Consider the following 26134-nt stretch of genomic DNA (forward strand, 5'->3'; position numbering starts at 1 on the left):
CGTGCAGGCTTGGCGATTGGTTGAACAAGGCAAGACATGGAACCCAACAGCATCGTTCTCAACGTCAATGGCATCGAGGTCATTTACAACCACGTCATCTTGGTTTTGAAGGGCGTGTCTTTGCAGGTGCCCAATGGCAAGATCGTCACCATTTTGGGTGGCAATGGTGCGGGCAAAACCACCACCTTGCGCGCCGTGTCCAATTTGCTGCGGGGTGAGCGCGGCGAGGTCACCAAGGGCAGCATTGAGTTGCGCGGTGAGCGCATTGAAAACCTCTCGCCCGCCGATTTGGTGCAGCGCGGGGTGGTGCAGGTGATGGAGGGGCGGCATTGCTTTGCCCACTTGACGATTGAAGAAAACCTGATGACCGGCAGCTATACCCGCACCGACAAGGGCGAGATCGCGGCCAATTTGGAAAAGGTCTACAACTATTTCCCACGCTTGAAAACCCGCCGCACCTCACAAGCCGCCTACACCTCGGGCGGTGAGCAGCAAATGTGCGCCATTGGTCGCGCTTTGATGGCCAACCCGAACATGGTGTTGCTTGATGAGCCTTCCATGGGTTTGGCGCCGCAAATCGTGGAAGAGGTGTTCAACATCGTCAAAGACCTGAACGAAAAAGAAAAGGTCACTTTTTTGCTCGCCGAACAAAACACCAACATGGCCTTGAAGTACGCCGACTATGGCTACATCATGGAGTCGGGCCGCATCGTCATGGACGGCGTGGCCAGCGAATTGGCCAACAACGAAGACGTCAAAGAGTTTTACCTGGGCATGGGTGGCGGTGAGCGCCGGAGCTTCAAAGACGTCAAAAGCTACAAGCGGCGCAAGCGCTGGTTGGCCTGAACCCTGTCCGCACCACCATTGAAACCGCACCTGCGCCCATCAAGGCCTGGCGCAGCACTCACCACATCGCCATGAACGCTTTTTACGACGAACTAGAACAACGCAGCCCAGCCCAACGCGAGGCCGATTTGTTGGCTGCGTTGCCGGCGCAAGTGGCCCATGCGCAAGCGCACAGCGAGGCTTTTGGGCAAATTTTGGCCGGTGTCGATGCGCGCCAGATCTCCACCCGCGAGGCCTTGGCCCAATTGCCCGTCACCCGCAAAAGCGAGTTGCACGAGCGACAACAAGCCGAGCGCGCGCGCCATGCCTTTGGCGGCTTTGCCAGCATTGGCTTTGGTCCGCACATGCCCCGCGTGTTTGCCAGCCCCGGCCCGATTTATGAACCCGAGGGCACGCGGCGCGATTACTGGCGCATGGCCCGGGCCATGTACGCAGCTGGTTTTCGATCGGGTGAGTTGATCCACAACTGCTTCAGCTACCACTTTGTGCCCGCGGGCTCCATGATGGAAACCGGGGCCCATGCCTTGGGTTGCACCGTGTTCCCCGGTGGCACCGGTCAAACCGAGCAACAGGTGCAGGCCATGGCCGAGCTGCGCCCGGCGGGCTACATTGGCACGCCCAGCTTTTTAAAAATCATTGTTGAGAAAGCCGCTGAGATGGGCGTGGCCTTGCCCAGCATGACCAAGGCCATGTTGGGTGGTGAAGCCTTTCCCCCTTCGCTGCGCGATTGGTTGGCCGAGCGCGGCATCCATGCCTACCAATGCTTTGCCACCGCCGATTTGGGATTGATTGCTTATGAAACCGCTGCGCGCGAAGGCTTGGTGCTGGAAGAGCAGGTGATCGTGGAAATTGTGCGACCCGGCACCGGTGACCCCGTGGCCCCTGGTGAAGTGGGTGAATTGGTGGTGACCTCGCTCAACCCCGACTACCCCTTGATTCGCTTTGGCACGGGCGACCTCACTGCCATCTTGCCGGGCCCTTGCCCCACGGGGCGCACCAACACCCGCATCAAGGGTTGGATGGGCCGCGCCGATCAAACCACCAAGGTGCGTGGCATGTTTGTGCACCCATCGCAGGTGGCCCAAGTGCTCAAGCGTTTTCCACAACTGGGTCGGGGCCGTTTGGTGGTCAGTGGCGAGATGGCCAACGACCAAATGACCTTGAAGGTCGAAGCCGACAACGCATCTCCCGAGTTGGCCCAACAACTGGGTGACGCGGTGCGCGAAGTCACCAAGCTGCGTGCTGCCATTGAATGGGCTGCGCCCCACAGCTTGCCCAACGATGGCAAAGTGATTGAAGACGCCCGCAGTTACCGCTAGGGCGAGAGCGCTTTGACCATGCCGGTGTTGAGGGTTTGACCCAGGTCAAACAAGCCCGCTTCATTGGCATTGATGCACATTTACGTAATACCCACGATGCGATGAGCCGCGTTCAGTTGGTAGCATCACCAGCTAATAAACAGGAGACTTGAGATGAAAAACACGTGGATGAAATGGGCCTCATTGGCCTTGGCGCTGGGCCCAGTGGCAGGCATTGCCGCCGATTACCCCATCAAAGACAAAACCGTCACCCTGATCGTGCCTTTCGCTGCCGGTGGCCCCACCGACCGCGTGGCACGTGACTTGGCCGAGGCCATGCGCAAAACCTTGGGCGCGAGCGTGGTGGTGGAAAACGCCGCCGGCGGCCCGGGCGGCTTGATTGGCGCGGCCAAAGTGGCCAAGGCCAACCCCGATGGCCATACTTTGTTGGTTCACCACATTGCCATGAGCATCTTCCCCTCACTGGTGCGCAACCTGCCGTTCAAGGTAGAGACCGATTTCGAATACCTGGGCATGATCAATGACGTGCCCATGACCTTGATTGGCAAACCCCAGTTGCCAGCCAACAACTACAAAGAATTGATGGTGTGGGTCAATGCCAACAAGGGCAAGATCAACTTGGCCAATGCCGGTTTGGCCTCGGCCTCGCACCTGTGCGGCATGCTGTGGCAAGCCTCGATCCAAGTGGACATGACCACGGTGCCCTACAAAGGCACAGCCCCAGCCATGACCGATTTGATCGGCGGTCAGGTGGACTTGATGTGTGACCAAACCACCAACACCACGACCCAAATCGAAGGTAAAAAAGTCAAGGCCTTTGGGGTGACCACGGCCAAGCGCATCAACACGCCAGTGCTCAAAGACCTGCCCACCTTGGACGAGTCGGGTGCGAAAAACTTCCAGGTCACCATTTGGCACGGCTTGTATGGCCCCAAAGGTTTGCCCGCCGATGTGCAAACCAAAATCAATGCCGCGCTCAAACTGGCTTTGAAGGACCCCGAGTTCATCAAAAAGCAAGAAGGTTTGGGTGCCGTGGTGGTTGCTGACAAACGGGTTGAAGCCGCTGACCACAAGGCCTTTGTGACCGCGGAGATTGCCAAATGGACACCGGTCATCAAGGCCGCTGGCGTGTACGCCGATTGATGGTGAAAAAATGTTGTTGATCCATGTCACCACCGCACAGGGCGCTACACACGATGTGGCGGCCCAAGAAGGCCAAACTTTGTTGGAGGCGGTGTTGACCTCGGGTGTGGATGGCTTGTTGGGCGAGTGCGGCGGTTGCTGCAGTTGCGCCACTTGCCACTGCATGATCGATGAAGCCCAGTTGGCGCTGTTGCCAGTACCTGACAGCAGCGAGGCGCAGATGTTGGACTTTGTGGCCACCGAGCGCATGCCGGGCAGCCGCTTGGCCTGTCAGATCAAGCTGCAGGCACAGCACCAGGGTTTGAAATTGACATTGCCTGAGCGCCAGTTTTAAGCGCGCTCAAGGGTTGCACGGCCGTGGTCTGTTTCACAGACCACGGTTTTTTTTATGTGCCGCTGAAACGGGGTGGTCGTTTTTCCACAAAGGCACGCACGCCTTCGGTGGCGTCGGCACTGCGTGACAAAAACTGTTGTGTGCTGCTCAAGCTTTGCACCGCTGCTCCAGGCCCCAACTCCAGGGCTTGCAAAGCGTTTTGGCGCGTGGCCACCACCGCCAGTGGGGCTTGGGCGGCGATGTGGTCTGCCCAAGCCAAGGCGAGTGCGAGTTGTTGCCCCACTGGCACCACTTCTTGCACCCAGTTCAGGCGCAGCGCGGTGGCGCTGTCAAACTCGACGCCGGTGAGCAAATAGCGCATGGCGTTGCCCCAACCGGCGCGCTGGGCCATGCGGATGGTGGCGCCACCCGTTGGCATGATGCCGCGCTTGACCTCGAGTTGGGCAAAACGGCAGTTGTCAGCCGCCACCACCATGTCGGCGGCCAGCATCAACTCCAGCCCCAAGGTGAAGGTGATGCCTTGCACCGCCACCACCATGGGCTTGGTGCGGCGGCGCAAACCGGGGTGGCCCAAGTCCAGCGGGTCCACCCAGCCGTCGGGGCACATGCGCTCGCCGCGTTGCATGGACTCGGCCATGCTGGGCAAATCCAAGCCAGCGGTGAAGTGCTCGCCCAGCGCATGCAGGACACCCACGCGCAAGCCGGGTTCGTCTTCCAGCCGGGTGTAAGCGGCACTGAGCTCGCGCAGCATCACCGAGGTGAAGCCATTGCGCTTGGCCACGCGGTCGATGCCGATGCACAAAATGGCGCCGCGCACCTCGCACACGATGCGACCTTGGGGGTTGTCAGACATGGGGGCCTCCATTCATCAGATCCAGATCCATCAGCAGTGATCCAAGCACTGCGAATCAGCGGGCAAAGCGGCGTCGCGTGAGCACCAGGGCGATTTGGAACGATACGCCCGCATACAACGCGAGCATGCCCAGGTGACGCCATGGGTGGGTGGGCCACGTGTCCATGAACAGGGGGCGCACCAATTCCACCACCTGGGTCAGCGGCAGCCATGCGGCCAACCAGCCCACCCAATCGGGCAATTGATCCAGCGGAAAAAACACCCCACTCAAAAACATCATGGGGGTGAGAAACAAGGTGAAGTAATAGGTGAAAAAGTCATAGCCTTTGGCCAGCGCATTGAACACCAAGGCCATGCAGCTGAAGGTGATGCCGGCCAACAGCAAGATCGGCCAAGCCACCAAGAGTTTGGGGCTGTGGCTGATGCCCAGGGCCAACATGACCACCAAAATGGCACTCACCGTGAACAAGGACTTGAACGCAGCCCACAGCATTTCGGCCAGCACCACGTCATCGAGCCGCACCGGAGCGTTGAGGATGCCGTCCCAGGTTTTTTGCACATGCATGCGCGAAAACGCCGAGTACAAGGCCTCAAAGGTGGCAGCATTCATGGCGCTCATGCAAATGGAGCCGCTGGCCAAGAACAACAGGTAGGGCACGCGTTGCCCACCCACTTGAACCTCGCCGATCAAGCTGCCCATGCCGTAGCCAAAGGCCACCAGCCACATCAAAGGCTCGGCGATGTTGCCCACCAAACTGGGCAGCGCCAACTTGCGCCACACCAAGAGGTTGCGCAGAAATACAGGCCACCAGCGCATGCGCATATCAGCTGGCCTCTCGAATTTGACGCCCAGTCAACTTGAGGAACAAATCCTCCAAGTTGGCGGGGCGGTGCAGGCTGCGCAAGCCGGTATACGTGGCCAACTGGGCCAGCAAGGCGGGTGCGGCATCGGTGTAAAAAAACACGGTTTCACCGCTGCGCTCGACACGTTGCGCCATCTGGGCCAAGGGGCTGTCGATCAAGGCCAAAGCACGCGCGCCAAACACCTCGACCACATCGGGCTCCAAATGCGCAGCAATCAGTTCGCGGGGCTTGCCCTCGGCGATCACCCGGCCGTGGTCCAGCACCAGCAAGCGGTCGCACAAGCGTTCGGCCTCGTCCATGAAGTGGGTGGTGAGCAATATGGATTTGCCTTGTTGCAGCAATTGCTGCAAGCGCTCCCACATCAGGTGGCGGGCTTGGGGGTCCAAACCCGTGGTGGGCTCGTCCAGCATCAGCAAGGCCGGGTCACTGATCAAGGCGCGCGCCAGGCTCAAGCGGCGCTTCATGCCACCCGACAGCTCGCCGGGTTTGGCATCGGCCTTGTGCGACAGGGCCGCAAATTCCAAAAGCTGTGGAATGCGCGCACGGATGGTGGCATCGGCCAGACCAAAGTAGCGTCCAAACACCAGCAGGTTTTCGGCGCAGGTGAAGTCGGGGTCCAGGGTGTCGAACTGGCTGACCACGCCCAAGCGGGCTTTGATCGCCAAGTCGTCGGCGGGCATGTCCATGCCAAAGGCCTGAATGTGGCCGCTGTCGGCCGTGGTCAGCCCCAGGCACATGCGCAAGGTGGTGGTTTTGCCCGCGCCGTTGGGCCCGATCACGCCCAGGCATTCGCCTGCCGCGATGGCGAACGACACCCCGTCCACGGCATGGTTATCGCCGTAGCGTTTGTGCAAATCGGTGCACACCAAATGGGGTGTGCGGGTCGGGGAATGGGGGGTCACATGTTGCGGCGGTATTGGCCACCCACCTCAAACAATGCGCGGGTGATTTGCCCCAGCGAACAGCAACGCACCGCATCCATCAACACCTCGAACACGTTGTCATTGGCCAATGCCGCTTGGCGCAAGCGCTCCAGCATCTGTGGGGCTTGTGGGGCGTGATGGGCATGGAAGCCTTGCAAGCGTTGCAATTGATTTTGCTTTTCGTCCTCGGTGGAGCGGGCCAGCTCGATTTTTTGCGGCGCGCCATCGCCGTGCGGGGACTTGAAGGTGTTGACCCCAATGATGGGCAACTCGCCGGTGTGCTTGAGCATTTCGTAGTGCATGGACTCGTCTTGGATGCGGCCCCGTTGGTAGCCGGTTTCCATGGCTCCCAATACCCCGCCGCGTTCAGAGATGCGCTCGAATTCGGACAGCACCGCCTCTTCCACCAGCTGGGTCAGCTCTTCGATGATGAAAGCGCCTTGGCTGGGGTTTTCGTTTTTCGCCAAGCCCCATTCGCGGTTGATGATGAGCTGAATCGCCATGGCGCGGCGCACCGAGTCTTCGGTGGGTGTGGTGATGGCTTCGTCAAACGCGTTGGTGTGCAAGCTGTTGCAGTTGTCGTAAATCGCAATCAAGGCTTGCAGCGTGGTGCGGATGTCGTTGAACTGAATCTCTTGCGCGTGCAAGCTGCGGCCGCTGGTTTGAATGTGGTACTTCAGTTTTTGCGAGCGTTCATTGGCGCCGTATTTTTCTTTCATCGCCACCGCCCAAATGCGCCGTGCGACGCGGCCCATGACGGTGTACTCGGGGTCCATGCCGTTGCTGAAGAAGAAGCTCAGGTTGGGCGCAAAGTCGTCGATGTGCATGCCGCGTGCCAAATAGGCTTCGACAAAGGTGAAGCCATTGGACAGCGTGAAGGCCAGTTGGCTGATGGGGTTGGCCCCCGCTTCAGCGATGTGATAACCGCTGATGGACACGCTGTAGAAATTGCGCACCTGGTGCTCAACAAAGTACTGGGCGATGTCGCCCATGACTTTGAGGGAAAACTCGGTAGAGAACAAACAGGTGTTTTGTCCTTGGTCTTCTTTCAAGATGTCGGCTTGCACCGTGCCGCGCACGTTTTGCATCACCCAAGCGCGGATGTCGGCAGCTTCTTGGGGATTGGGTTCGCGGCCCTTGTCGGCGCGGAATTTGTCCAGGTTTTGGTCGATGGCGGTGTTCATGAACATCGCCAAAATGGTGGGCGCGGGGCCGTTGATGGTCATGGACACGCTGGTGGACGGTGAACACAAATCAAATCCGTCGTACAAGGCCTTCATGTCGTCCAAGGTGGCGATGCTGACGCCTGAGTTGCCCACTTTGCCGTAAATGTCGGGGCGCAGGTCGGGGTCGTTGCCGTACAGCGTCACTGAATCGAAAGCGGTGCTCAAGCGCTTGGCGGGCATGCCCTCGCTCAAGAGTTTGAAGCGGCGGTTAGTGCGAAACGCATCGCCTTCGCCAGCGAACATGCGGGTCGGGTCTTCGTTGTCGCGCTTGAAGGCAAAGGTGCCAGCGGTGTAAGGGTAGCGGCCAGGCACGTTGTCAAGCATCAACCACTGCAGCACATCGCCATGGTCGTGGTACTGGGGCAGCGCCACTTTGCGCACCGGTGTGCCACTCAAAGACTGGGTCACCAGCGCGGTGCGGATTTCTTTGTCGCGCACCTTCACCACCAGTTCGTCACCGGCGTAGTCGTGTTGCAGTTGGGGCCAGTCGGCGAGCAGGGCGCGCTCGGTCGCACCCAAATGGATCAGGCGTTGCGCGGCCAGGTCGGTGGCGGCTTCACTGGCTTTGGCGCGGCCTTGCTTGCCCTCTGACAGCATGTGGGCGGCGGCTTGCAATTGTTGGATCTCGCGCGCCAGTTGGGCTTGGCTCTTGGCGCGCAACTTGTAGCCGCGCACGGTGTCGCTGATCTCAGCCAAATAGCGGCTGCGCGCGCCGGGCACGATGGGCGTTTGGTGCGAGCTGTGGCGCACCGCCACGGTGGGCAGCAAGCCGTCTTGGATGGGCAGGCCCAAGGCTTGCAGGCGCGGCTTCATGGCTTGGTAGAGCGCGGTCACGCCGTCGTCATTGAAGTGGGCAGCCATGGTGCCAAACACCGGCATCTGCTCGGTGGGTGTGGTCCAGGCTTCTTTGTTTCGTTGCACTTGCTTGGCCACATCGCGCAGCGCGTCGTAGGCACCCTTGCGGTCGAATTTGTTGATGGCCACAAACTCGGCAAAGTCCAGCATGTCGATTTTTTCCAGCTGGCTGGCTGCGCCAAACTCGGGCGTCATTACATACAGCGGCACATCCACATGCGGAACGATGGCCGCGTCGCCTTGGCCAATGCCCGAGGTTTCCACGATCACCACATCAAAGCCAGCGCATTTGGCCGCAGCAATCACGTCGGGCAAAGCCGCGCTGATTTCGCTGCCGAACTCACGCGTGGCCAAGCTGCGCATGAACACGCGTTGGCCAGACTGGCCGGTGTCACCCAGGCTCCAGGGTGCGATGGCGTTCATGCGGATGCGGTCGCCGAGCAAAGCGCCACCGCTTTTGCGCCGGGAAGGGTCGATGGAGATGACGGCGATGCGCAGGCGGTCGGCCTGGTCCAAGCGGATGCGCCGAATCAACTCGTCGGTCAGTGATGATTTGCCGGCGCCACCCGTGCCAGTGATGCCGATCACAGGCACTGGGTGTTGTTGGGCTTGGGCCCGCAGTTGTTCCACCACATCCGATGGGGCTTGGCCATTCTCGATGGCGGTGATGAGTTGGGCCAGGGCACGCCAATGGGCTTCACTGTGGCCTTGGATGGCGCTCAGTGCAGTGGGTGCGTGGGCGTTCAAGTCTTGATCGCAGCGCATGATCATCTCGCCAATCATGCCTTGCAAGCCCATGCGCTGGCCGTCTTGCGGGCTGAAAATGCGTGTCACGCCATAGGCTTGGAGTTCTTCAATTTCTGCGGGCACGATGACGCCGCCGCCGCCTCCAAACACCTGGATGTGTGCCCCGCCACGCTGGCGCAGCAAATCGACCATGTATTTGAAATACTCCACATGGCCGCCTTGGTAAGAGCTGATGGCGATGCCTTGCACGTCCTCTTGCAGCGCAGCGGTGACCACCTCGTCGACCGAGCGGTTGTGGCCCAAATGGATGACCTCGGCACCCATGCCTTGCAAGATGCGGCGCATGATGTTGATGGCCGCGTCGTGGCCATCAAACAAGCTGGCGGCGGTGACAAAGCGCACCTTGTTTTTGGGGCGGTAATTGGCCAGTGCTTGGTATTCGGCGGACAGGTCGGTCATGGGGTGTCTCCACACAGCTTTCAGGCAGAAAAGTGCCCGATCAGGAATTGACGTTAACGTCAACGTCAATCATATCAGTCTGAGCGGTTTTTGGTCGTTTGGGGCTGTAGCGCAGGCGTCAGGTCGCGGTCAGCTTTGGCCCAAGTGGTGCTAGAGTGGGTCAGAGGATTTTGCGCTCAAAAAAGGAAGATTCCAGATGCGATACATGGTGGCAGCAGATACCGGTGGAACCTTTACAGATGTCGCTGTCTACGACGCGGTGACCCAGTCGGTGTCCTACAGCAAAACATTGACCGATTACACGCATTTGGTGGACGGGGTGCTGGACGGGCTGTCTGGTACCGAAGTGTCTTTGTCAGAGTCCTTGTTGTTCAAGCACGGCACGACCCATGTGATCAACACTTTTTTGCAACGCTCAGGCGGCGTGGCGGCGCTGATCACCACCGAAGGCTTCAAGGATATTTTGGAGATTGCCCGAGGCAACCGGCCGGTGCCTTTCAAGCAAGACTACCGGCGTGACCCGCCCTTGATTCCCCGCTCACACCGTTTTGAAGTCGCGGAGCGCATCAACCACAAAGGCGAGGTCGTGAACGCGCTTGATGAGCAAGCCTTGCACAACTTGGCGCTAGAACTGAAGCGTTTGGGCGTTGAGTCGGTGGCCATTTCCTTCATGAACGCTTATGCCAACCCTTGCCATGAAGAGTTGGCCTGTGTGCGCTTGAAGGCCTGGTTGCCAGGTGTGTATGTGACTTGTGCGACCACTTTGACCCGCGAGTGGTATGAATACGAGCGCACCTCCACAGCAGCGGCCAATGCCTATGTGGGTGCACGCATTGAATCTTATTTGCGCACCTTCAACGAACGCCTCCTGGCCAAGGGCTTTAAAGGCAGCTTTTACATGATGGGCTCCAATGGCGGCGTGTTGTCGGTGGAACGCGCGATGGAGCAGCCCGTCAACTTGGTCGAGTCGGGCCCCATTGGGGGTTGCATTGGTGCGGCCGCTTATGCCAAGTTATTGGGCATTGATCGCCTCATCGCCTTTGACATGGGCGGGACCACCGCCAAATGCGCGTTGGTGCAAAACGGGCAATTTGATGTCCACCCGATTTACTATGTGGGCGGATATGAGCGCGGGTTCCCGCTGAAAACACCGGTGCTCGACATTGTGGAGGTGGGTGCCGGTGGCGGCTCGATTGCAGCGGTCGATGGGTTTGGCCGCATCAGTGTGGGCCCCAAAAGCGCGGGATCGGAGCCCGGCCCGGTGGCCTTTGGCCGTGGTGGGCGAGAGCCCACGGTGACCGACGCCAATGTGGTGTTGGGGCGCATTGGTTCGGGCAATTTCATGAAAGGCAAGCTGCGCTTGGACATCCCAGCGGCCAAAGCGGCGGTCACCGAATTGATCGCCAAGCCCTTGGGGTACACGGGAGATTTGGCAGCTGAAAAAGCCTCTCAAGGCATTTTGGACATTGCCACCGTGACCATGGCGGGAGCGATCAAAGAAATCACCATTGAAAGAGGCATTGACGCGCGGGACTTCAAACTGTTTGTGTTTGGTGGTGGAGGGCCGTTGTTTGGCTCGGTGCTGGCCAGGGCGCTGGGCATACGCCACGTCGTGGTGCCACCGCACCCGGGTAATTTCTCCACTTTGGGCATGCTGATTGCTGGCGCACGGATGGATCTGGCGCGGACTTTTTTGACCATGGCGACGTCGGACGCGCAAGCCCACATCAACCGCATATTTGCCGAGTTGGAAACCGAGGGACGGGCAGGTTTGCAGCGCGATTTGGGTGAGCGCGCCATTGATTTTGAATATTCTTTGGAAGCCAGATACCTGGGCCAAACCCATACGGTGCGGGTTGCCTACGACAAAGACAAAGACATCGAGGTTTTCTTGGGTGATTTTGAGCAGACTTATCAAAAACGGTTTGGCCATGCCAATGCCGACTGTGAGGTGGAGGTGTTGGCCTTGAAGTTGGGCGCGACCGCAGAAATACCCAAGCCAGACTTGCTGCAATGTGTTCAACTGCCCGTGGGCCTGCCACCCACCCACAAGGAAGTCAGAAACGTCTACTTTGCACAACCGCATGGGTGGCTGTCCGTCCCTGTGTGGCAACGAGAGCTTTTGCCGGCGGGCTTCGCCATTGCGGGCCCGGCGATCATTGAAGAATTCAGCTCGACGACTGTGTTGATGCCTGGTGACAAAGCACAGGTCGGTGCTTATGGTGAAATAAATTTGGAGGTTTGCGATGTCTGAACTCGCCATGCCCACACACGTGACCGACCCCATCACGATGGAGGTGATTCGCCAAGATTTGGTGTCCATTCCCAACCAAATTGACAAAAACATCACCCGCACCGCGTTCAGTGCGTTTATCAGCGAATACAAAGACTACTCAGTGGGCATTGTGGACGCCACGGGTCAGTCGGTGTCACAGTCCCGGGGCAGTTTGGCTATTTTTGTGGCCAATGCTTTGGGCACAGCCGTGCGCGATGGGCTTGAAATTTATGGGGCTGAAGGCTTGAAAGATGGGGACATCGTCATTTCAAACCATGCAGGCACCCTGGGTCAGCATTTGAACAACGTGGTGATGTACACGCCAGTGATTCACGATGGCCAACTGATGGCGTTTTTCTGTGTGCTCATGCATTGGATAGACATTGGCGGGATGATGATTGGCTCTTGCAGCTCCACCACCGCCACGGAGATTTTCCAAGAGGGTTTGCAACTGCGCACCGTGAAGCTGTTCAACGAGGGTCGGCGCAATGAAGACATGCTGCGAGTCATTCGCTACAACACGCGTTTCCCTGAAATGCTGATGGGTGATATTGAGGCGCAAATTGGCGGATGCTTGCTCGGCAAAAAAATGGTTCATGACATTGCTGTGAAATATGGCGCAGACAGTTACCACGCGGCAGTTCAGATGATGTGGGACCAATCGGATCAATCCATGCGGGCGATTTTGAAATCCGCGCCCGATGGCATTTACAAGGCCAGCTCTTTCTTGGACAACGACGGCATCGACCTTGACAGCACAGTGCCCATCCACATCACCGTGAAAAAGTTCGGCGACAAGCTCACCGTTGATTTTTCAGAAGTTTCCCCCCAACGACCCGGCCCACTCAACGCTGGGCGCAATGGGGGTGCCGTGGCGGCTGCTCGGGTGGCGGTGAAATACCTGTTCTCCTCCGATCAACCCGTGAACGAGGGTGATTTTCGAGCTTTGGACATTGTGATTCCCGAAGGCACATTCATTTCTGCCGGGCAAGACGCTGCGTTGGGTTCGTCTGGCAACATGATCCCCACGGTGGTGGACACGGTTATTCGCGCCATGGCTGAGGTCTTTCCAGAACGGGTTGCGGCCGCCCACCATGGCACTTATGGGGTGCATGCCTTCCATGGCAAACACCCGATCACAGGGCGACCCTTTTACAACCTGGACACCATTTGTGGGGGCTGGGGCGCCACATCCTTGGAGGATGGCTATGGGCCATCGCGCTCCAACTTGCACGGCGACACCTCCAATGTGCCCATCGAAATGCAGGAGGCGACATGCCCTTATGTGTTGGACTCGTATGTGCTGCGCCCCGATTCAGGTGGGGCGGGCCAACAAAGGGGTGGCATTGGAGTGATCAAGGTCTATCGGGTGTTGGCAGCTTGCCGCATCAACTTGAAAATAGACCGCACCAAGTGCCTTCCCTGGGGCCTCAAAGGCGGTCAACCTGGCAAGCCTTCGGGGGTGTGCATCATGCGCAAAAACGGCGACAAAGAGTTTGTGCTCAAGGGCGACCACCCCGTGTTTGAGGGGGACCGCATCATGATCGAAACGGCTGGCGGGGGTGGCTATGGCGATCCCTTGGATCGGCCCGTGATGAAGCTCAAGCAAGACTTGGCCATGGGTTATGTCACGCCCGCAGCGGCAACCGCGGATTACGGCGTCAAATTCACCACCTTGGGTGGGATAGACGAGGTGGCCACCGAGCAACACCGAGCACAACTCAAATCAAAGGCAGCCTGACATGAAACGCATCCTCTCCATCGTGCTGGTCTTGTTTGCAGCAGCACTCAGCCATGCACAAACGGCGTTTCCCACAGGCCCGGTTCGCATCGTGGTGCCCTACCCGCCGGGGGCCATCACCGACACCTTGCCCAGAATGATTGCGGAGAAACTCCGGGAGGAGTGGGGCCAACCCGTGGTGATTGACAACCGACCTGGCGCTGGTGGGCGCATTGCCACTGAATATGTGGCCAAGTCGCCGCCCGATGGGCACACCTTGATCGTGGCCTTGCCCGATACATTGGTGATTGCCCCACAGCTTTACCGCAAAAACGGTTACACCATCCGCGACTTTGCCCCCGTGACCATGATGGCGCGGCAATCGTTTGTGTTGGTGGTTCGGCAAGACCTGAACGTGAACAAGTTTTCAGAATTGATCGATCTGGCCAAAAGCAAACCTGGGCAAATCAAAATGTCGTCTTGGGGTGAGGGCAGCGTGGGCCATCTGGCGCTGGAGTTGCTCAAGCAAAAGAGTGGCGTCGATATCGTGCATATCCCTTACAAAGGCGCTCAAGCGGCCCTGACCGATGTGATCGGTGGCCAGGTCGACATGATGATCACCGGCTATTCCACCGCAGGCCCGCATGTGAAAACCGGGCGCATCAAAATTTTGGCGCGCACGTCATCCAACCGCTCACCCCAAATGCCAGACATTCCGTCTATCAATGAATCTGGCATACCGGGGTATGAGGTACAGAGTTGGTATGGCTTGGCAGCCCCGGCCCAAACGCCGCCAGCGATCATTGACAAAATTCAACGTGCGGTGGCCAAGGCCATGAGCCACCCGGCGATCGTTGAAAAAATGCAAAGTTATGCGGCGGATATCGTGGCCTCCAGGCCGGATGAATTCAGCAAAGTGCTGCAAGACGAGCAGGAGCGCTGGGCCGCAGTGCTGCAAAAAGCAAATATCCAATTGGACTGAAGGAGTCAACATGAATTTAAAAGCACTCGCCTGTGTACTGCTGGGCCTGTTGTCGATGTCTGCGCATGCGCAAGGCAGTTACCCCAATCGGCCCATCAAGTTGGTCGTGGGCTTTGTGGCGGGCGGCGTGTCCGACGTGATGGCCAGAATTTTGGCACCTGAATTGCAAAAGGCCTTGGGCCAGCCGGTGGTGGTCGAAAACAAACCCGGTGCGGCAGGAATCATTGGTGCGGACTATGTGGCCAAGTCGGCCCCCGATGGTTACACCCTGTATGTGGCACCCAATACCCATTTGATCAACCATGCGATGAACCCGAGCATTCCTTTCCATGCCGAAAAGGACTTCACGGGCATCACTTTGTTGACCACCACGCCCAACATGATCGTGGTCCGCTCAGACAGCCCTTGGAAAACACTGCCTGAATATGTGCAAGCGGCCAAAGCCGATCCGGGTGGCGTGGCCTATGCCACTTCTGGCGCGGGAACCACGGTGCATTTGGCCGGCGAGTTGTTTGCGCACTATGCCAATATCAAGTTGAATCACATTCCCTACAAAGGGGCCAATTTGTCGGTAGAGTCTGTGATCGCTGGGCAGGTGCCATCGTCCGTTTCGGCGCTGAGTTCGTCGCTGGGTTTCATCAAGGCAGGGCGAATTCGTGTGCTGGGTGTGATGGCAGAAAAACGCTCTCCCTTGCTGCCCAGCGCGCCCACCATGCCAGAGTTGGGATTCAAAAACGTGATCAGCGATACCTGGATCGGTGTGATCGGCCCTGCCGGAATGCCGCCGGCCGTATCGGCCCGCTTGCACGAAGAGTTCAGCAAGCTGCTGGCGCGCCCAGACATCCGCGAGCGCATTTTGGGCATCGGCAATGAGCCTGTGGGCCTGGGTTTGGGTGCCTTTCAGAACCTAATGGCCAAAGAGCTTGACATGTACATTGGCTTGGTGAAATCGGCCAATATCAAAATTCAGTGAGGCTGGCTACCCGTTTGGTTTTGCTCTTGCGCATGTAGTTTTTTGCACATGCGATCGGCCTGAACACAGCCGCCATCGTTGGGCACAGAAACGGGCACCCATCCGGCTGGGGCTGAGTCGAGCATGATTTGTTGTTGGGACAAAATTTCGACATCTTCGAAAAATGTTTCGCGGTTTAGTTTTTGCTGCAACTCAGTCACCGCTGGATCATCGATCGAAAAATTACGCACCAATCCCCAGAAGTAATGGGTTGACTTCTCGTTTTTTGGCGTCAATGCATTGAGCACATAAAACTCGGCTGCCTCGCTGGCGCCATCTGATCGGTGGCCATTGCACGGGTCATCCCAATCAAGGCCGATTTGGAGGTGACGTAATGCATGAACATGGGCGTGCCCAGGGCAATGGGTTTTGCTTTGCAGCGATGTTTTGTGGCGGCCCGTGGTGGTGGCAGTGGCACCATCAGATGGGCAACAACTGCATTGCAAAATCATTGCGCAAATGGGCGACTGTCAAGATGTGAATGGCGCGTGGCAAGCGCTGCGGCAGGTCTCAGAGACCGGTGCGGTGCTGGTTCGACCCGATGGCCACGTGGCATGGCGGGTGGAACAAGTACCCAACGACCCGCGAGGGGCCTTGGCCCATGCCTGGATGCATTGCACCCGTTCAGCGGCAATTTAGGCAATTTAGGCAATTTGCGTCGGGTATGGGCTGGTTTCACCCAGCGCAATCATCTGGCGCAGCATGCGCTCGGTCATGCTGGCGCGCAAGGAATGATGCGCAGGCACGTCCCACAGATTGTTCAATTCTTCAGGGTCGGTGCTGCGGTCGTACAACTCCCCCCATTCGACCCCATCGTAAACAGAGATGCGATAAGCGCCAAATATCAAGCTGCGCATGCGCACCCTTTCGGTGAAGCCCATGTAATAACGCTGCCCCTCTTCCTCGATCAACAAATCGGGCCGCACTTGTTTGACCTGGCCCGATAGAAGCGGCAAAAGCGATTGCCCCTGAATGCCATTCCATGGGGCCACACCGGCCCGCTCCAAGATCGTGGGCGTCAAATCAACGGTTTGACAAAGCGCGGAGGTGCGCGGCTCCGATGCAGCGTGGGTATCGGCCCATATCAAGGGGACGCGGGTCAAGCCCCGATAGTGAATCGGACCTTTCAGCATCAATTGGTGGTCACCTAAAAAATCACCATGGTCGGCGGTGAAAACGATCACGGTGTTGTCTGCCATATCCAGGGCTCGGAGATGGGCTACCACGCGGCCAATGGCGTCGTCGATCATGCTGATGGAGCCGTAGTTCAGTGCAATCGCTTCACGCGCTTCGCGCTCGGTGCAGGCAAACAAGGCCTGGGTATTTTTGATCGCCGATTTTTCATCACGCTGCTTGTACAAGGCGCGCATGTGTGGCGCCAAACCAGAATGGGCCGCATGAAACGAGGGCGGCAATTCAACGTCATCGGGTGAGTACATGTCCCAATACTTGCCGGGCGGCGTGAATGGGTGGTGGGGGTCGGGAAATGAACAATGCAAAAAAAACGGTGAATCGGATGTTTGCGCTTGTGTTAAACGGGCGATGGCCCGGTCGGCGATCCAGTGGGTGGGATACAGGTGCTCGGGCAATCGGGTGCGCCAAGCCTGCTGGCATTGGGTGAGTTCAAATTCTGGGGTGGGAATGGCGTTTTTGTGGCCAATCAGGGCGTCCACATCTGGGTCTTGTTGGCGCGCCCAGCGGCGCCAATGGCCGAATTCATCATCGGCATGGTGAATGCACAAGTCCACATGGTCAAAACCGTAAAAAGGCGTTTCGATGTCGCAATGGGGATCGTCTTCCCAACGCTTCCAAATCTCTTGTCCATGGCGGCCTGGCGACTCACGCCGTGCCTCGTGCGCCAGGCGCGATGTTCCCGGCTTGGGGTATTGAGCAGGCTTGACTTCAATGTTTTGCAAGTGCGACTTGCCGACGTGAAAAGTTTGATAACCCGCTTCACGCAAGGCTTGCGGCAAGGTTCGCTCGTCCAAAGAAAGCTCGATGCCGTTGTGGCGCACGCCGTGGCGCGAAGGCATCCGACCGGTCATCAAGGATGCACGGTTGGGCATGCAGATGGGGGACGCCACATGACACTCATCGGCCACCCATCCGCGCGAGGCCAAAGCGTCCAGATGCGGTGTTTTCACCAAGGGGTTGCCATAGCAGCCCAAGTGATCTGCGCGGTGTTGGTCGGTGATGAAGAGGATGAAGTTGGGGGCTTTGGACATGGCAGTTTATGTTCAATCAGCGCGAATGCCAGCGGTTTTGACCACGTTCGACCATTTGGCCAAATCGGCATCCACTCGCCGGGTCAACTCAGCGCCTTCCAGCCAAATCAGGTCCATGCCCATGGCACCCAAGCGTTCACGCACGTCTTTTTCTTCCCAGGTTTTGCGCAGGTCGGCTTTGATCAGTTGCGCGATATTCGCTGGCGTCGCTGGGGGTGCGTACAGCATATATGTGGATGAGACGACCAAGCCGGGAATGGTGGTGGAGAGTGTGGGCAGTTCCGGGACCAAGGCAGAACTGCTGTTACCTGTCACCCCAATGGCTTTGAGCTTGCCACCTTTGACATGGGCCAGGCCCTGGGTGATGGGTCCGCAAAACATGGAGACTTCGCCGGCCAACACCGCATTCATGGCGGGCGCTGCGCCTTTATAGGGCACGTGAACAATGTCGATGCCTGCATTCAAGCGCAGCATTTCCCCACAAATGTGTGCTGGTGAGGCTTGACCAGCGGACGAGTAGGTCAATTGCCCAGGCTTTTTTTTCGCCGCAGCGATCAATTCGCTCAGATTGGAAACACCCAATGAAGGGTGCACGACCAACATGTTCATGGTTTCAGCCATGATGGCAATGGGGGTGAAACCAGCACGGGGGTCGTAGGGGGTTTTGATCAAAGCCGGTGCCATCACGATCGGCAGATCGACCGTGAACAGCAGGGTGTGGCCATCTGGGCTGGCTTTGGCAACGATGTCTGCACCAATGGTTCCGGTGGCACCAACCCGGTTGTCCACCAGCACCGATTGGCCCCAGCGCTCACTGAGTTTTTGGGCATAAATGCGCGCCATCAAATCTGCCGGACCCGTGGCGGGAAACGGCATCACCAAGCGCACCGGTTTGCTGGGAAAGCTTTGAGCGAATGAGCCCGTGCACAACAAACCCATGGCCCAGCACAAAATCCAACGGCGAACAGTCATAAGAACTCCGAGCGGTAGAAAAGAATCGCGCCATCTTATAACGCGGGAGGTGGGCGCAGAATGGCGCACGGTGTGGGTGCCGAAGGGGCCTGTTCAGCGGCCGTTGTGAGCGCCGCTGAACCCGCAAAGTGGTGGCTTATACAGACGAATTTTTTTGAATCAGGCCATGGCTTGTGCGCGCCGCCAAGCCACCGGAAACACACCGTCGTGATTGGGGTGCTGGCCGGCTGGCAGCTGGGGGTCTCCGGTGATTTTCATGGTGGCCGGGCGCGGGTCCCAAGTGACATCGGGGCCGAAGTAGCGGGTAGAGATGGCGGCACGGCGCTTGGTGGGTGAAAAATTGCCAGCCGCACCATGCACTGTCAAGGGGTGGTGCACCAAGCAATCGCCCGCCTTCATTTCCCACGATAAAAAACGGTATTGCGGGTCGTTTTTGAGTTCGCTGAAGTTGGGGCATTCTTCCAAGGTGGATTTGAAGTTCGGGTCTTTGTCAGGAATGGCGGCCCGGTAAAACTTGTTCCAGCGGTGGGAGCCCGCGATGTACTCCAAGGCGCTGTTTTCGTGGGTGACATCGGTCAGGGCCACCCACACCGACAAAATTTGTTCGCCCCGCATGGGCCAAAACGGCAGGTCATGGTGCCAATCGGTCATCTCCACCGTGTTGGGCTCTTTGACAAACACCTGGTCGTAAAACACCCGCACCTCATCGGCCCCCATCAAGGTGGCTGCGATTTCAGCGTTGGGCGAGTGCATGACATAGTCTTTGAAGTCGTCGTCCCAATGCCAAACAAACGAGTTAATGTGGTAGCGGCCACTGGTGCCCCCCAAAGCTTGGGTGACTTCGCGCGGGCGCGCCAAGGGGTTTTGCGCGTCCATGATGCGGTCCACCGCTTTTTGCATCCGGCTGATCCACTCGCTGTCGAACATACCACGCAAGCACACCACGCCATCGGCTTGGAATTGCGCGATGTCTTGGGCGGTGATGGGGTTCAGGGGTTTTTGGTTCATGGGCGGTTCTCCTCCACGGTGGGTGATGGGGTTGGGTGATGGGGGGCGGTGCTGTGTTGAATCAAAGCCAGGGACAGATCCCACTGGGTCATCTCCTGGGTAGATTGGGCGGTGGCGAACACATAGCGGTCGGGCCGCAGCAAGACACACAGGGCATCCAAGCCCTGCAGCCAGTCGTGCAGCGCAGGGTCGTGCAGCCATTGGGTGCCCAAAGCGGTTAAAGCGTGCAGGGTTGGCGCGGGGACACCTGCCGTGTCGATGGCCTGGGCCGAGACCACCGCAAAGCCTTGGCCCAAAGCGTCGTCGAGCAAGCGCCCATCGCTCAAGGTGGGTTGCGCGGTGATTTGGCCAGCCAGGCCTTGGCCCCGGTGAAAGCCAGGACCCAAAGGGGGTGAAAGGTTGACGATTTCTTGCGGGCCTTGCGCCAAGAATTGTTGATCGCGTTGGGCCGCCACCAGCGGGTCGGTGGACTGGATGATGTTGCCCAGTTTGACGGCAGTGGCAATGAAGTCGCTGACATGGGGCATGCGTTCGCTGGCATAGGTATCGAGCAAGGCCTCGGGCGCACCGCGGCAGACGCGGTGCAGTTTCCAGGCCAAGTTGGCCGCGTCGCGAATGCCCGCACACATGCCTTGGCCCAAAAACGGTGGCGTTTGATGCGCGCTGTCACCGGCCAGCAGCAAACGGCCTTGGCGCCAATGCTGGGTCAGCAAGGAGTGAAAGGTGTAGATGGCGGTGCGCACCAACGTGGCTTGCTCTGGCTGGATCCAAGGTGAGAGCAAAGGCCAAATGTGTGCGGGCTCGGTCATCTGTTCCAGGCTGTCGCCTGGCATGACCATCACCTCCCAGCGCCTGCGCCGCCCTGTGACATTGACATAGGTGATGGGCCGCGCGGGGTTGCAGTATTGGACCGTGGCCACTGGCAGGTCCAGGTCTTGACGCAATTCCACATCGATCACCAACCAAGCCTGGTGCAGGCCCAGATCGTCCAAGCCCGTGGCCATGTGTTCGCGCACCTGGGAGCGTGCGCCATCGCAACCCACGACCCACTGGGCGTGCAAACGCGGGGTGGTGTGCTGGGACAAATCAGCCATGGCCATGTCGACACCCGTCGGTGAGGCTAGCAAGTCAGTGACCTCGTGTTGCAAGCGCACTTGAACGCTGGGGTGTGCCGCCAATCCATCGCGCAAGATGCGCTCGACATCGGGCTGGTGGAACAAATAATTGTTGGCCCAGCCGTGCATGCCCGCTGCCGTGGCGGGCTTGCGCTCGAGCAGCAATTGCCCTTGTGGGTTGATGTATTGCATGCCCTGTGAGGCCCGCACATGGGGCAGTAGCGCAGCGGCCAAACCGGCATTTTGAAAAATGCGCATCACTTCGCCATCAAAGTGCACCGCGCGGGGCAGGTTGAGCAAGTCGGGCTCGCGGTCCATCAGCACTGTGTCCACGCCCAAGGCGCCCAGCAGGTGGGCCAACATGACACCCGTGGGCCCCATGCCCACAATCGCCACCTCACAGCTGTGGTTCGCGTTGCTCATGCGGCTTTGGCCCGCTGGGGCAAGCTGGTCGGCGGGGCCTGGGTTTTGGCCCAATGCGCCACGCGCTCGCTGATTTGCTGACCACCACCTTTGATCTTGGCAATCAGGCGGTCCAAGTCGGTGATGCCCAGGCGGTGGCGCGTCAAGGCGGCGATGACGCTGCCCAAAATTTCCCCATCGGAGGCAAACACCGGTGCGGCCACGCCCACAAAGCCTGGGTCGAGTTCACCTTGCGACACGGCGTGGCCTTGTTTTTTGAGTTGCGCGAGGGCTGAGCGCACGCCGTCCCAATCGCTGCCCAAGCCCGCTTGTTGGGCTTGGTCGATATTCGCGTCGTAGAGTTTTTTCAGTTTGTTTTTGCCAAAGTGGGCGACGATGATTTTCGAGCCGGCCCCGCGAAACGCCGGCAAGGGGCGGCCCCGGCCAAAGCTCAAAGGCAAGCGCTCAATGCCGGGTTGCTGGTGGGTGGTGACGATGTGATCACCGTACAGGCCGATCAAATTGACTTCGCAGCCGGTGGACTCAACCAGCTCTTGAATGACCGGCAAGCCCGCTTTGAGCAAGGGGTCGCTGAGCCGAATTTGAAAGTCCAACTCAATGATGCGCGGGCCCAGGGCATAGGTGCCCGGGGCGATGCGCGCCACCAAGCCGCTGTGGACCAACTCGCGCACATAACGGTAACCCGTGGGGCGAGAAAACCCCAGGGCCTCGTTGATGGCGTCCGCGCTCCAGGTGGGGTGTTGTTCGGTGAACAAACCCAGCACAGACAGGCTTGACGACAGGCTGCTCAATGCACCCCCATTTTTTGTTTCATCTCGGCCACCCATTGTTCGCGTGGGCGGTAGCCGGGCAGGGGTTTGGCCAGTTCATGGGCCCACTGCCATATCTCGTCGTCGCTGTGCGCAAAACTGAAGGGTTCGCGCAGGGGTTGGTTCACATACCAAGGGGTGTCGATGAACAGCTCCAGGCGATTGCCTTCTGGTCCCTTGGCGTAAATGGACAAGGCGTTGCCATGGCAGGCTGGCAGCACCTCGGTGATCTCTTGGCGCCACGGGTCTTGCTGCATGGCGTTGAAAAACGCGCGCAGGCTGGCCAGGTCTGGGACGCGAAACGACAACTGGTTCACCGTGTTGAAGCCCAAGTCAGCGGGCCTGCCGGTGGCCAACACCATTTGGTGGTGCTCGTCGGGCACGCGGCTGAGAAACACCAGTTGCACTGGCCCGTTGGGGGTGGGCAGGGTCCCGCGGTCGGTCACGGTGAAGCCCAAAAACTGGGTGAAAAAACGCTCTTGTCGGGCAATGTCGGTGACATACAAGCCCATGTGGCTGAACGAAACGGCAGGGGGCTGGAACATGACAGGCTTTCTTGGAGGAAGAAATTTTGAAATTCATGTTATCTCAATAGGTGATACTTGCGTAAATAAATTGATCAAAAAACCATGCTGCATTGCACAAAATCTTAAATATTGACATTTTTTGTTGATGCATTACATTGTCACGTCGACATCAAAAAACAGGAGACCTCCCATGTTCCAAAGACAACGCCTGCGCGCCCTGACAGCTGCCGCGCTGATGCTCATCAGCGGCGCCACGTGGGCCCAAACCGCCCCTGTGAAGCTCAAGTTTTCCATCTTCTCGCCCGACAAAGAGGCCACGTACTTGAGCGTGTTCAAGCCGTTTGCCGAGGCGGTGAACAAGGATTCGGGCGGGGCGATTGAAATTGAGTTGTTTCCCAACGGGGCCTTGGGCCGCAGCCCGGTGCAGCAAGCGCAAATGGTCCTTGACGGGGTGGCCGACATCGCTTGGGTGATTGCCTCTTACACACCCGGGCGGTTTCAAGAAAACGAAGTGTTCGAGTTGCCCGGCCTGTTCAACGACCTGAAAGAAGCCACCGTGGTCTTCACCCGCTTGGTCAACAGCGGCAAGGTCAAGGGCTATGACGACTTCTTCCCCATTGGTTTGTTTGGCACGGCGCCCTATAGCTTGCATGCGCGCACACCGATCAACAGCATCGCCGATATCAAGGGTAAAAAAATCCGGGCTTCGGGGGCGATTGAGAGTGAAACCGTCAAGGCCTTGGGGGCGGTACCGATTGGCATGCCGGTGACTGAAGTGCCCGAGGCGATTGGGCGCAGCACCATCGATGGCACCACCTCGCACCCAGCGCCCCTGGTGGACTTTGGCATTTCCAGGGTGACCAACGCGCATTACTTCACCCGCTTGGGCGTGGTGCCCCTGGCCATGTTGATGAACAAAAAGAAGTTCGACAGCTTGCCCAAGGCCGGCCAAGACGCGATCCGCAAGCACAGCGGCATGTGGACCGCCCAGCGCTTCAATGACGGCATTGGTGCTTATAACGATTCGGTGGTCAAACAACTGCAAGCCGACCCCAAGCGCCGGGTGGTGTTCCCATCCCAGGCCGATTTGGACGCCATGAAGCCGGCCTTCAAATCGGTCATTGATGCGTGGACCGCCAAAAGCCCGCGCAACAAAGAGTTGCTGAGCCTGGTGGAGGCCGAAATCGCCAATGTCCGCGCCGGCCGCTGAAGCGCCTCCTCGCCCCTCGGGGGGGCTGCTGTGGCTGGAGCGTTTGGGGCTGACCGCCACCCGCGCTTTATCGGCCCTGGGTTTGTCGGCCTTGTTGTTTTTGGCCGTGCTCACCCTGGTCGATGGCCTGGCCCGTTGGCTGCTCAATCAACCCATTGAGGGGGTGCGCGATGTGGCGGCGGTGGCGATCGCGCTGGCCGTGAGTTGCTGCCTGCCGGTGGGTTTGATGGAACGCAGCAACATCGTCATTCGGGCCCTGCCCGTGGCCCGTTGGCCGCGCATCAGCCGCGCTTTGGATGCGCTGGCGGCCATCGTGGTGGCGCTGATCATGGCCGCCATGGCCTGGCAGTTCATGGTGTTTGCCGGCAAGATGGCCAAGGCGGGCGAAACCACTTGGATATTGAAAATACCCACCGCGCCCTTTTGGTATGGGGTCAGTGCTATTTTGTTATGTGCCGTGCTGGTGCAAACCATCGTGGTGGTGTTGGAGCTGGGCCGCTGCTGGGGCCGCTTTGAACACAGTGAGCGCAGCCCCACATGAGTGCATTGGCCATTGGCGGCGTGGGCTTTTTGGCACTGTGTGCGCTGATTTTTTTGCAAGTGCCGATTGGCTTTGCCATGCTGGCCGTGGGTTTGGTGGGCTATGCCTTGCAAAGCGGCTGGTCGCCCGCGCTGACCTTGTTGGCCAGCGAAACCTCTGGTTTGCTGGCGAGTGTGGATTTGGCCACCGTGCCCTTGTTTTTGCTGATGGGCACGTTTGCCTCAGCGGCCGGTTTTTCGCGTGATATTTACCGTGCGGCTGCCGCCTGGTTTGGCCATCGCCGAGGCGGTTTGGCCTATGCCACCATCGGCGGCTGCGCGGCCTTTGGCGCGGTGTGTGGCTCGTCCACCGCCACCGCCGCCACCTTTGCCAAGGCCGCTTTGCCCGAGATGCTGCGCCGCGGTTATTCGCCAGCGTTTTCCACCGGCACCATTGCCGCCGGGGGCACGCTGAAGGCCTTGATACCGCCCTCGATCGTGATGATTTTGTACAGCGTGGTGACCAAGACCTTTATCTTTGATTTGTTTTACGCCGCCATCGTGCCGGCGTTGTTGGCCTTGCTGGTGAACCTGTTGGCCATTGCCTGGGTGGTGCGCTGGAAACCCGAATTGGCCCCCTTGAGCGACCCGGTCGCATCGGCTGAAAAGTGGCTCGCTTTGCGCGATGCGGCGCCCGTGTTGGTGCTGATGCTGGCGGTGTTTTTGGGCTTGTACAGCGGGGTGTTCACCGTCAATGAAGCCGCCTCGGTGGCTGCGGTGCTGGCCTTGGTCTTTGCCCTGCTGCGCGGGCGCTTGGATTGGCACAACGTGTGGCTGGGCTTGCGCGAAACCGCCAGCGCCACGGCGATGATCTACACCATCATCATCGGCGCGTCGGTGTTTTCTTACTTTGTGACCTTGGCGCGGGTGCCGGAGGCTTTGGTGGCGGCCATTGGTGAGTTGCCCCTCAGCCCCCTGGGCATCGTGGCCTGTTTGATCGTGGCTTATTTGGCCTTGGGGGCCATCTTCGATGAAATCGCTGCCATGCTCATCACCTTGCCGTTTGTGCTGCCGGTGATTGAAAAGCTGGGCTTTGACCCGGTGTGGTGGGGCATTGTCAATGTGGTGGTGGTGGAGTTGGGCATGATCATCCCGCCCATTGGCATCATCGTGTTTGTGTTGCATGGTTTGGCGCCGCAGGTGCCGATCCGCACCATCTACAAAGGCGTGATGCCTTTCATTGCCGCCGACTTGTTGCTGCTGGCGTTGTTGGTGGTTTTTCCCAGCTTGGTGCTGTGGTTGCCGACGTTGATCAGGGGGTGAACTTCGTGGCTTGAAAAATGTCAACAGTTGAATAAGGCGGCTCACTTCAAATAGGGAAATTTTTCATCTCCCCATTACAAACTTGGTACAACTGGGTGCTGGCTTGGATTTAAAAAGCAGGGCTGATTTTTTTATAAGCCGCCTCGAGCTCTTGTCGATAGCTAATCCATTTGCCCAGGATGGAGTCCAGTCGACTGTTTTGGGTTTGAAAAAATCGATGCGTCTTAAATATCGATTCAGTCAACAACCCGACGGACATCATTAAATTCATCGTGGCTCTTTTCACCATTTGATTCCCGTAGTGTAAAAATTCATACGAGTGATCGCTTTTTTGGTTGATGTGGTCTGACTCGAGAGACCAAATGTTGTTGTGACAATCTAAAGAAATAGCGGCATAAACAGACCGGTATTCAACTAGTCTGTTGACGTCCTTAGCTTGCTCTTC

Annotated in this window: 24 protein-coding genes; 12 read left to right on the forward strand and 12 right to left on the reverse strand. The window is 58.5% G+C overall.

Going from position 1 to position 26134, the window contains the following annotated elements:
* Positions 1 to 36: 36 nt before the first annotated feature.
* The 4 genes from AC8GFZ_RS16510 to AC8GFZ_RS16525 all read left to right on the forward strand — a co-directional run bounded on the left by AC8GFZ_RS16510 (position 37) and on the right by AC8GFZ_RS16525 (position 3642).
* On the forward strand, positions 37 to 846 hold the full coding sequence (locus AC8GFZ_RS16510) for an ABC transporter ATP-binding protein (protein ID WP_506646019.1): 810 nt from the start codon (positions 37 to 39) through the stop codon (positions 844 to 846).
* 71 nt (positions 847 to 917) lie between these two features.
* Positions 918 to 2165 carry a phenylacetate--CoA ligase family protein gene (locus tag AC8GFZ_RS16515; protein ID WP_506646020.1) on the forward strand — a complete coding sequence of 416 codons (1248 nt, stop codon included), beginning with the start codon at positions 918 to 920 and terminating at the stop codon, positions 2163 to 2165.
* A 153-nt stretch (positions 2166 to 2318) separates the two neighbouring features.
* Positions 2319 to 3308: a tripartite tricarboxylate transporter substrate-binding protein gene (locus AC8GFZ_RS16520; protein WP_506646021.1), complete on the forward strand. Its 990-nt coding sequence runs from the start codon at positions 2319 to 2321 to the stop codon at positions 3306 to 3308.
* A gap of 10 nt (positions 3309 to 3318) precedes the next feature.
* Entirely contained in the window at positions 3319 to 3642 is a 324-nt protein-coding gene (locus AC8GFZ_RS16525) for a 2Fe-2S iron-sulfur cluster-binding protein (RefSeq protein ID WP_506646022.1), read from the forward strand.
* Between the two features lie 52 nt (positions 3643 to 3694).
* Here AC8GFZ_RS16525 and AC8GFZ_RS16530 read toward each other — a convergent pair whose 3' ends face one another.
* From AC8GFZ_RS16530 to icmF, 4 genes are read right to left on the reverse strand one after another with little or no spacing between them, the layout of a single operon-like run.
* Positions 3695 to 4495 (reverse strand): crotonase/enoyl-CoA hydratase family protein, encoded by an 801-nt coding sequence (locus AC8GFZ_RS16530; RefSeq protein WP_506646023.1) that lies wholly within the window; start codon positions 4493 to 4495, stop codon positions 3695 to 3697.
* Positions 4496 to 4550: 55 nt separating this feature from the next.
* Positions 4551 to 5318 (reverse strand): ABC transporter permease, encoded by a 768-nt coding sequence (locus tag AC8GFZ_RS16535; protein ID WP_506646024.1) that lies wholly within the window; start codon positions 5316 to 5318, stop codon positions 4551 to 4553.
* Between the two features lies 1 nt (position 5319).
* Complete coding sequence (locus AC8GFZ_RS16540) at positions 5320 to 6261, reverse strand: ATP-binding cassette domain-containing protein (protein ID WP_506646025.1); 942 nt, start codon at positions 6259 to 6261, stop codon at positions 5320 to 5322.
* Positions 6258 to 9569 carry a fused isobutyryl-CoA mutase/GTPase IcmF gene (gene icmF, locus AC8GFZ_RS16545; protein WP_506646026.1) on the reverse strand — a complete coding sequence of 1104 codons (3312 nt, stop codon included), beginning with the start codon at positions 9567 to 9569 and terminating at the stop codon, positions 6258 to 6260. The genes AC8GFZ_RS16540 and icmF overlap by 4 nt, the downstream gene beginning before the upstream one ends.
* Before the next feature lie 196 nt (positions 9570 to 9765).
* Here icmF and AC8GFZ_RS16550 point away from each other — a divergent pair, with 196 nt between their 5' ends.
* Genes AC8GFZ_RS16550 through AC8GFZ_RS16565 form a run of 4 tightly spaced genes read left to right on the forward strand, consistent with a single transcriptional unit; the run spans position 9766 to position 15519 of the window.
* Complete coding sequence (locus AC8GFZ_RS16550; RefSeq protein WP_506646027.1) at positions 9766 to 11823, forward strand: hydantoinase/oxoprolinase family protein; 2058 nt, start codon at positions 9766 to 9768, stop codon at positions 11821 to 11823.
* Positions 11816 to 13585 carry a hydantoinase B/oxoprolinase family protein gene (locus tag AC8GFZ_RS16555; RefSeq protein ID WP_506646028.1) on the forward strand — a complete coding sequence of 590 codons (1770 nt, stop codon included), beginning with the start codon at positions 11816 to 11818 and terminating at the stop codon, positions 13583 to 13585. Before AC8GFZ_RS16550 ends, AC8GFZ_RS16555 begins: the two co-directional genes overlap by 8 nt.
* Position 13586: 1 nt before the next feature.
* Positions 13587 to 14546: a Bug family tripartite tricarboxylate transporter substrate binding protein gene (locus AC8GFZ_RS16560; protein WP_506646029.1), complete on the forward strand. Its 960-nt coding sequence runs from the start codon at positions 13587 to 13589 to the stop codon at positions 14544 to 14546.
* 10 nt (positions 14547 to 14556) lie between these two features.
* Positions 14557 to 15519, forward strand: a complete 963-nt coding sequence (locus AC8GFZ_RS16565) for a Bug family tripartite tricarboxylate transporter substrate binding protein (RefSeq protein WP_506646030.1) — start codon at positions 14557 to 14559, stop codon at positions 15517 to 15519.
* On the opposite strand, the gene AC8GFZ_RS16570 is transcribed toward AC8GFZ_RS16565, so the two are convergent.
* Complete coding sequence (locus AC8GFZ_RS16570) at positions 15513 to 16010, reverse strand: hypothetical protein (RefSeq protein ID WP_506646031.1); 498 nt, start codon at positions 16008 to 16010, stop codon at positions 15513 to 15515. The two genes, AC8GFZ_RS16565 and AC8GFZ_RS16570, sit on opposite strands and share 7 nt — an antisense overlap.
* Here AC8GFZ_RS16570 and AC8GFZ_RS16575 point away from each other — a divergent pair.
* The gene (locus tag AC8GFZ_RS16575; RefSeq protein ID WP_506646032.1) at positions 15970 to 16197 is read left to right on the forward strand and encodes an aromatic-ring hydroxylase C-terminal domain-containing protein; all 228 of its coding nucleotides are present in this window, start codon (positions 15970 to 15972) and stop codon (positions 16195 to 16197) included. The genes AC8GFZ_RS16570 and AC8GFZ_RS16575 overlap by 41 nt on opposite strands.
* 5 nt (positions 16198 to 16202) lie before the next feature.
* Here the strand turns inward: AC8GFZ_RS16575 and AC8GFZ_RS16580 are convergent, their stop codons facing one another.
* The 6 genes from AC8GFZ_RS16580 to AC8GFZ_RS16605 all read right to left on the reverse strand — a co-directional run bounded on the left by AC8GFZ_RS16580 (position 16203) and on the right by AC8GFZ_RS16605 (position 22655).
* Positions 16203 to 17783, reverse strand: a complete 1581-nt coding sequence (locus AC8GFZ_RS16580) for a sulfatase family protein (RefSeq protein ID WP_506646033.1) — start codon at positions 17781 to 17783, stop codon at positions 16203 to 16205.
* A gap of 12 nt (positions 17784 to 17795) precedes the next feature.
* The gene (locus AC8GFZ_RS16585; protein WP_506646034.1) at positions 17796 to 18755 is read right to left on the reverse strand and encodes a Bug family tripartite tricarboxylate transporter substrate binding protein; all 960 of its coding nucleotides are present in this window, start codon (positions 18753 to 18755) and stop codon (positions 17796 to 17798) included.
* A 159-nt stretch (positions 18756 to 18914) separates the two neighbouring features.
* On the reverse strand, positions 18915 to 19763 hold the full coding sequence (locus AC8GFZ_RS16590; RefSeq protein ID WP_506646035.1) for a phytanoyl-CoA dioxygenase family protein: 849 nt from the start codon (positions 19761 to 19763) through the stop codon (positions 18915 to 18917).
* Entirely contained in the window at positions 19760 to 21301 is a 1542-nt protein-coding gene (gene mhpA / locus AC8GFZ_RS16595; RefSeq protein ID WP_506646036.1) for a bifunctional 3-(3-hydroxy-phenyl)propionate/3-hydroxycinnamic acid hydroxylase MhpA, read from the reverse strand. The genes AC8GFZ_RS16590 and mhpA overlap by 4 nt, the downstream gene beginning before the upstream one ends.
* On the reverse strand, positions 21298 to 22092 hold the full coding sequence (locus tag AC8GFZ_RS16600; RefSeq protein WP_506646037.1) for an IclR family transcriptional regulator: 795 nt from the start codon (positions 22090 to 22092) through the stop codon (positions 21298 to 21300). Before AC8GFZ_RS16600 ends, mhpA begins: the two co-directional genes overlap by 4 nt.
* Entirely contained in the window at positions 22089 to 22655 is a 567-nt protein-coding gene (locus tag AC8GFZ_RS16605) for a VOC family protein (protein ID WP_506646038.1), read from the reverse strand. The genes AC8GFZ_RS16600 and AC8GFZ_RS16605 overlap by 4 nt, the downstream gene beginning before the upstream one ends.
* 172 nt (positions 22656 to 22827) lie before the next feature.
* Here AC8GFZ_RS16605 and AC8GFZ_RS16610 point away from each other — a divergent pair, with 172 nt between their 5' ends.
* Genes AC8GFZ_RS16610 through AC8GFZ_RS16620 form a run of 3 tightly spaced genes read left to right on the forward strand, consistent with a single transcriptional unit; the run spans position 22828 to position 25689 of the window.
* Positions 22828 to 23847: a TRAP transporter substrate-binding protein gene (locus AC8GFZ_RS16610; protein ID WP_506646039.1), complete on the forward strand. Its 1020-nt coding sequence runs from the start codon at positions 22828 to 22830 to the stop codon at positions 23845 to 23847.
* Positions 23828 to 24388: a TRAP transporter small permease gene (locus tag AC8GFZ_RS16615; protein WP_506646040.1), complete on the forward strand. Its 561-nt coding sequence runs from the start codon at positions 23828 to 23830 to the stop codon at positions 24386 to 24388. Before AC8GFZ_RS16610 ends, AC8GFZ_RS16615 begins: the two co-directional genes overlap by 20 nt.
* Positions 24385 to 25689 carry a TRAP transporter large permease gene (locus AC8GFZ_RS16620; RefSeq protein ID WP_506646041.1) on the forward strand — a complete coding sequence of 435 codons (1305 nt, stop codon included), beginning with the start codon at positions 24385 to 24387 and terminating at the stop codon, positions 25687 to 25689. The genes AC8GFZ_RS16615 and AC8GFZ_RS16620 overlap by 4 nt, the downstream gene beginning before the upstream one ends.
* 109 nt (positions 25690 to 25798) lie before the next feature.
* Here AC8GFZ_RS16620 and AC8GFZ_RS16625 read toward each other — a convergent pair.
* Positions 25799 to 26134, reverse strand: a 336-nt coding sequence (locus AC8GFZ_RS16625; protein WP_506646042.1) for a hypothetical protein, incomplete at its 5' end; no start/stop codon positions are given.

It is taken from the genome of Limnohabitans rimovensis (SeqCode) (assembly GCF_965234775.1).
Taxonomy (GTDB): domain Bacteria; phylum Pseudomonadota; class Gammaproteobacteria; order Burkholderiales; family Burkholderiaceae_C; genus Limnohabitans; species Limnohabitans rimovensis.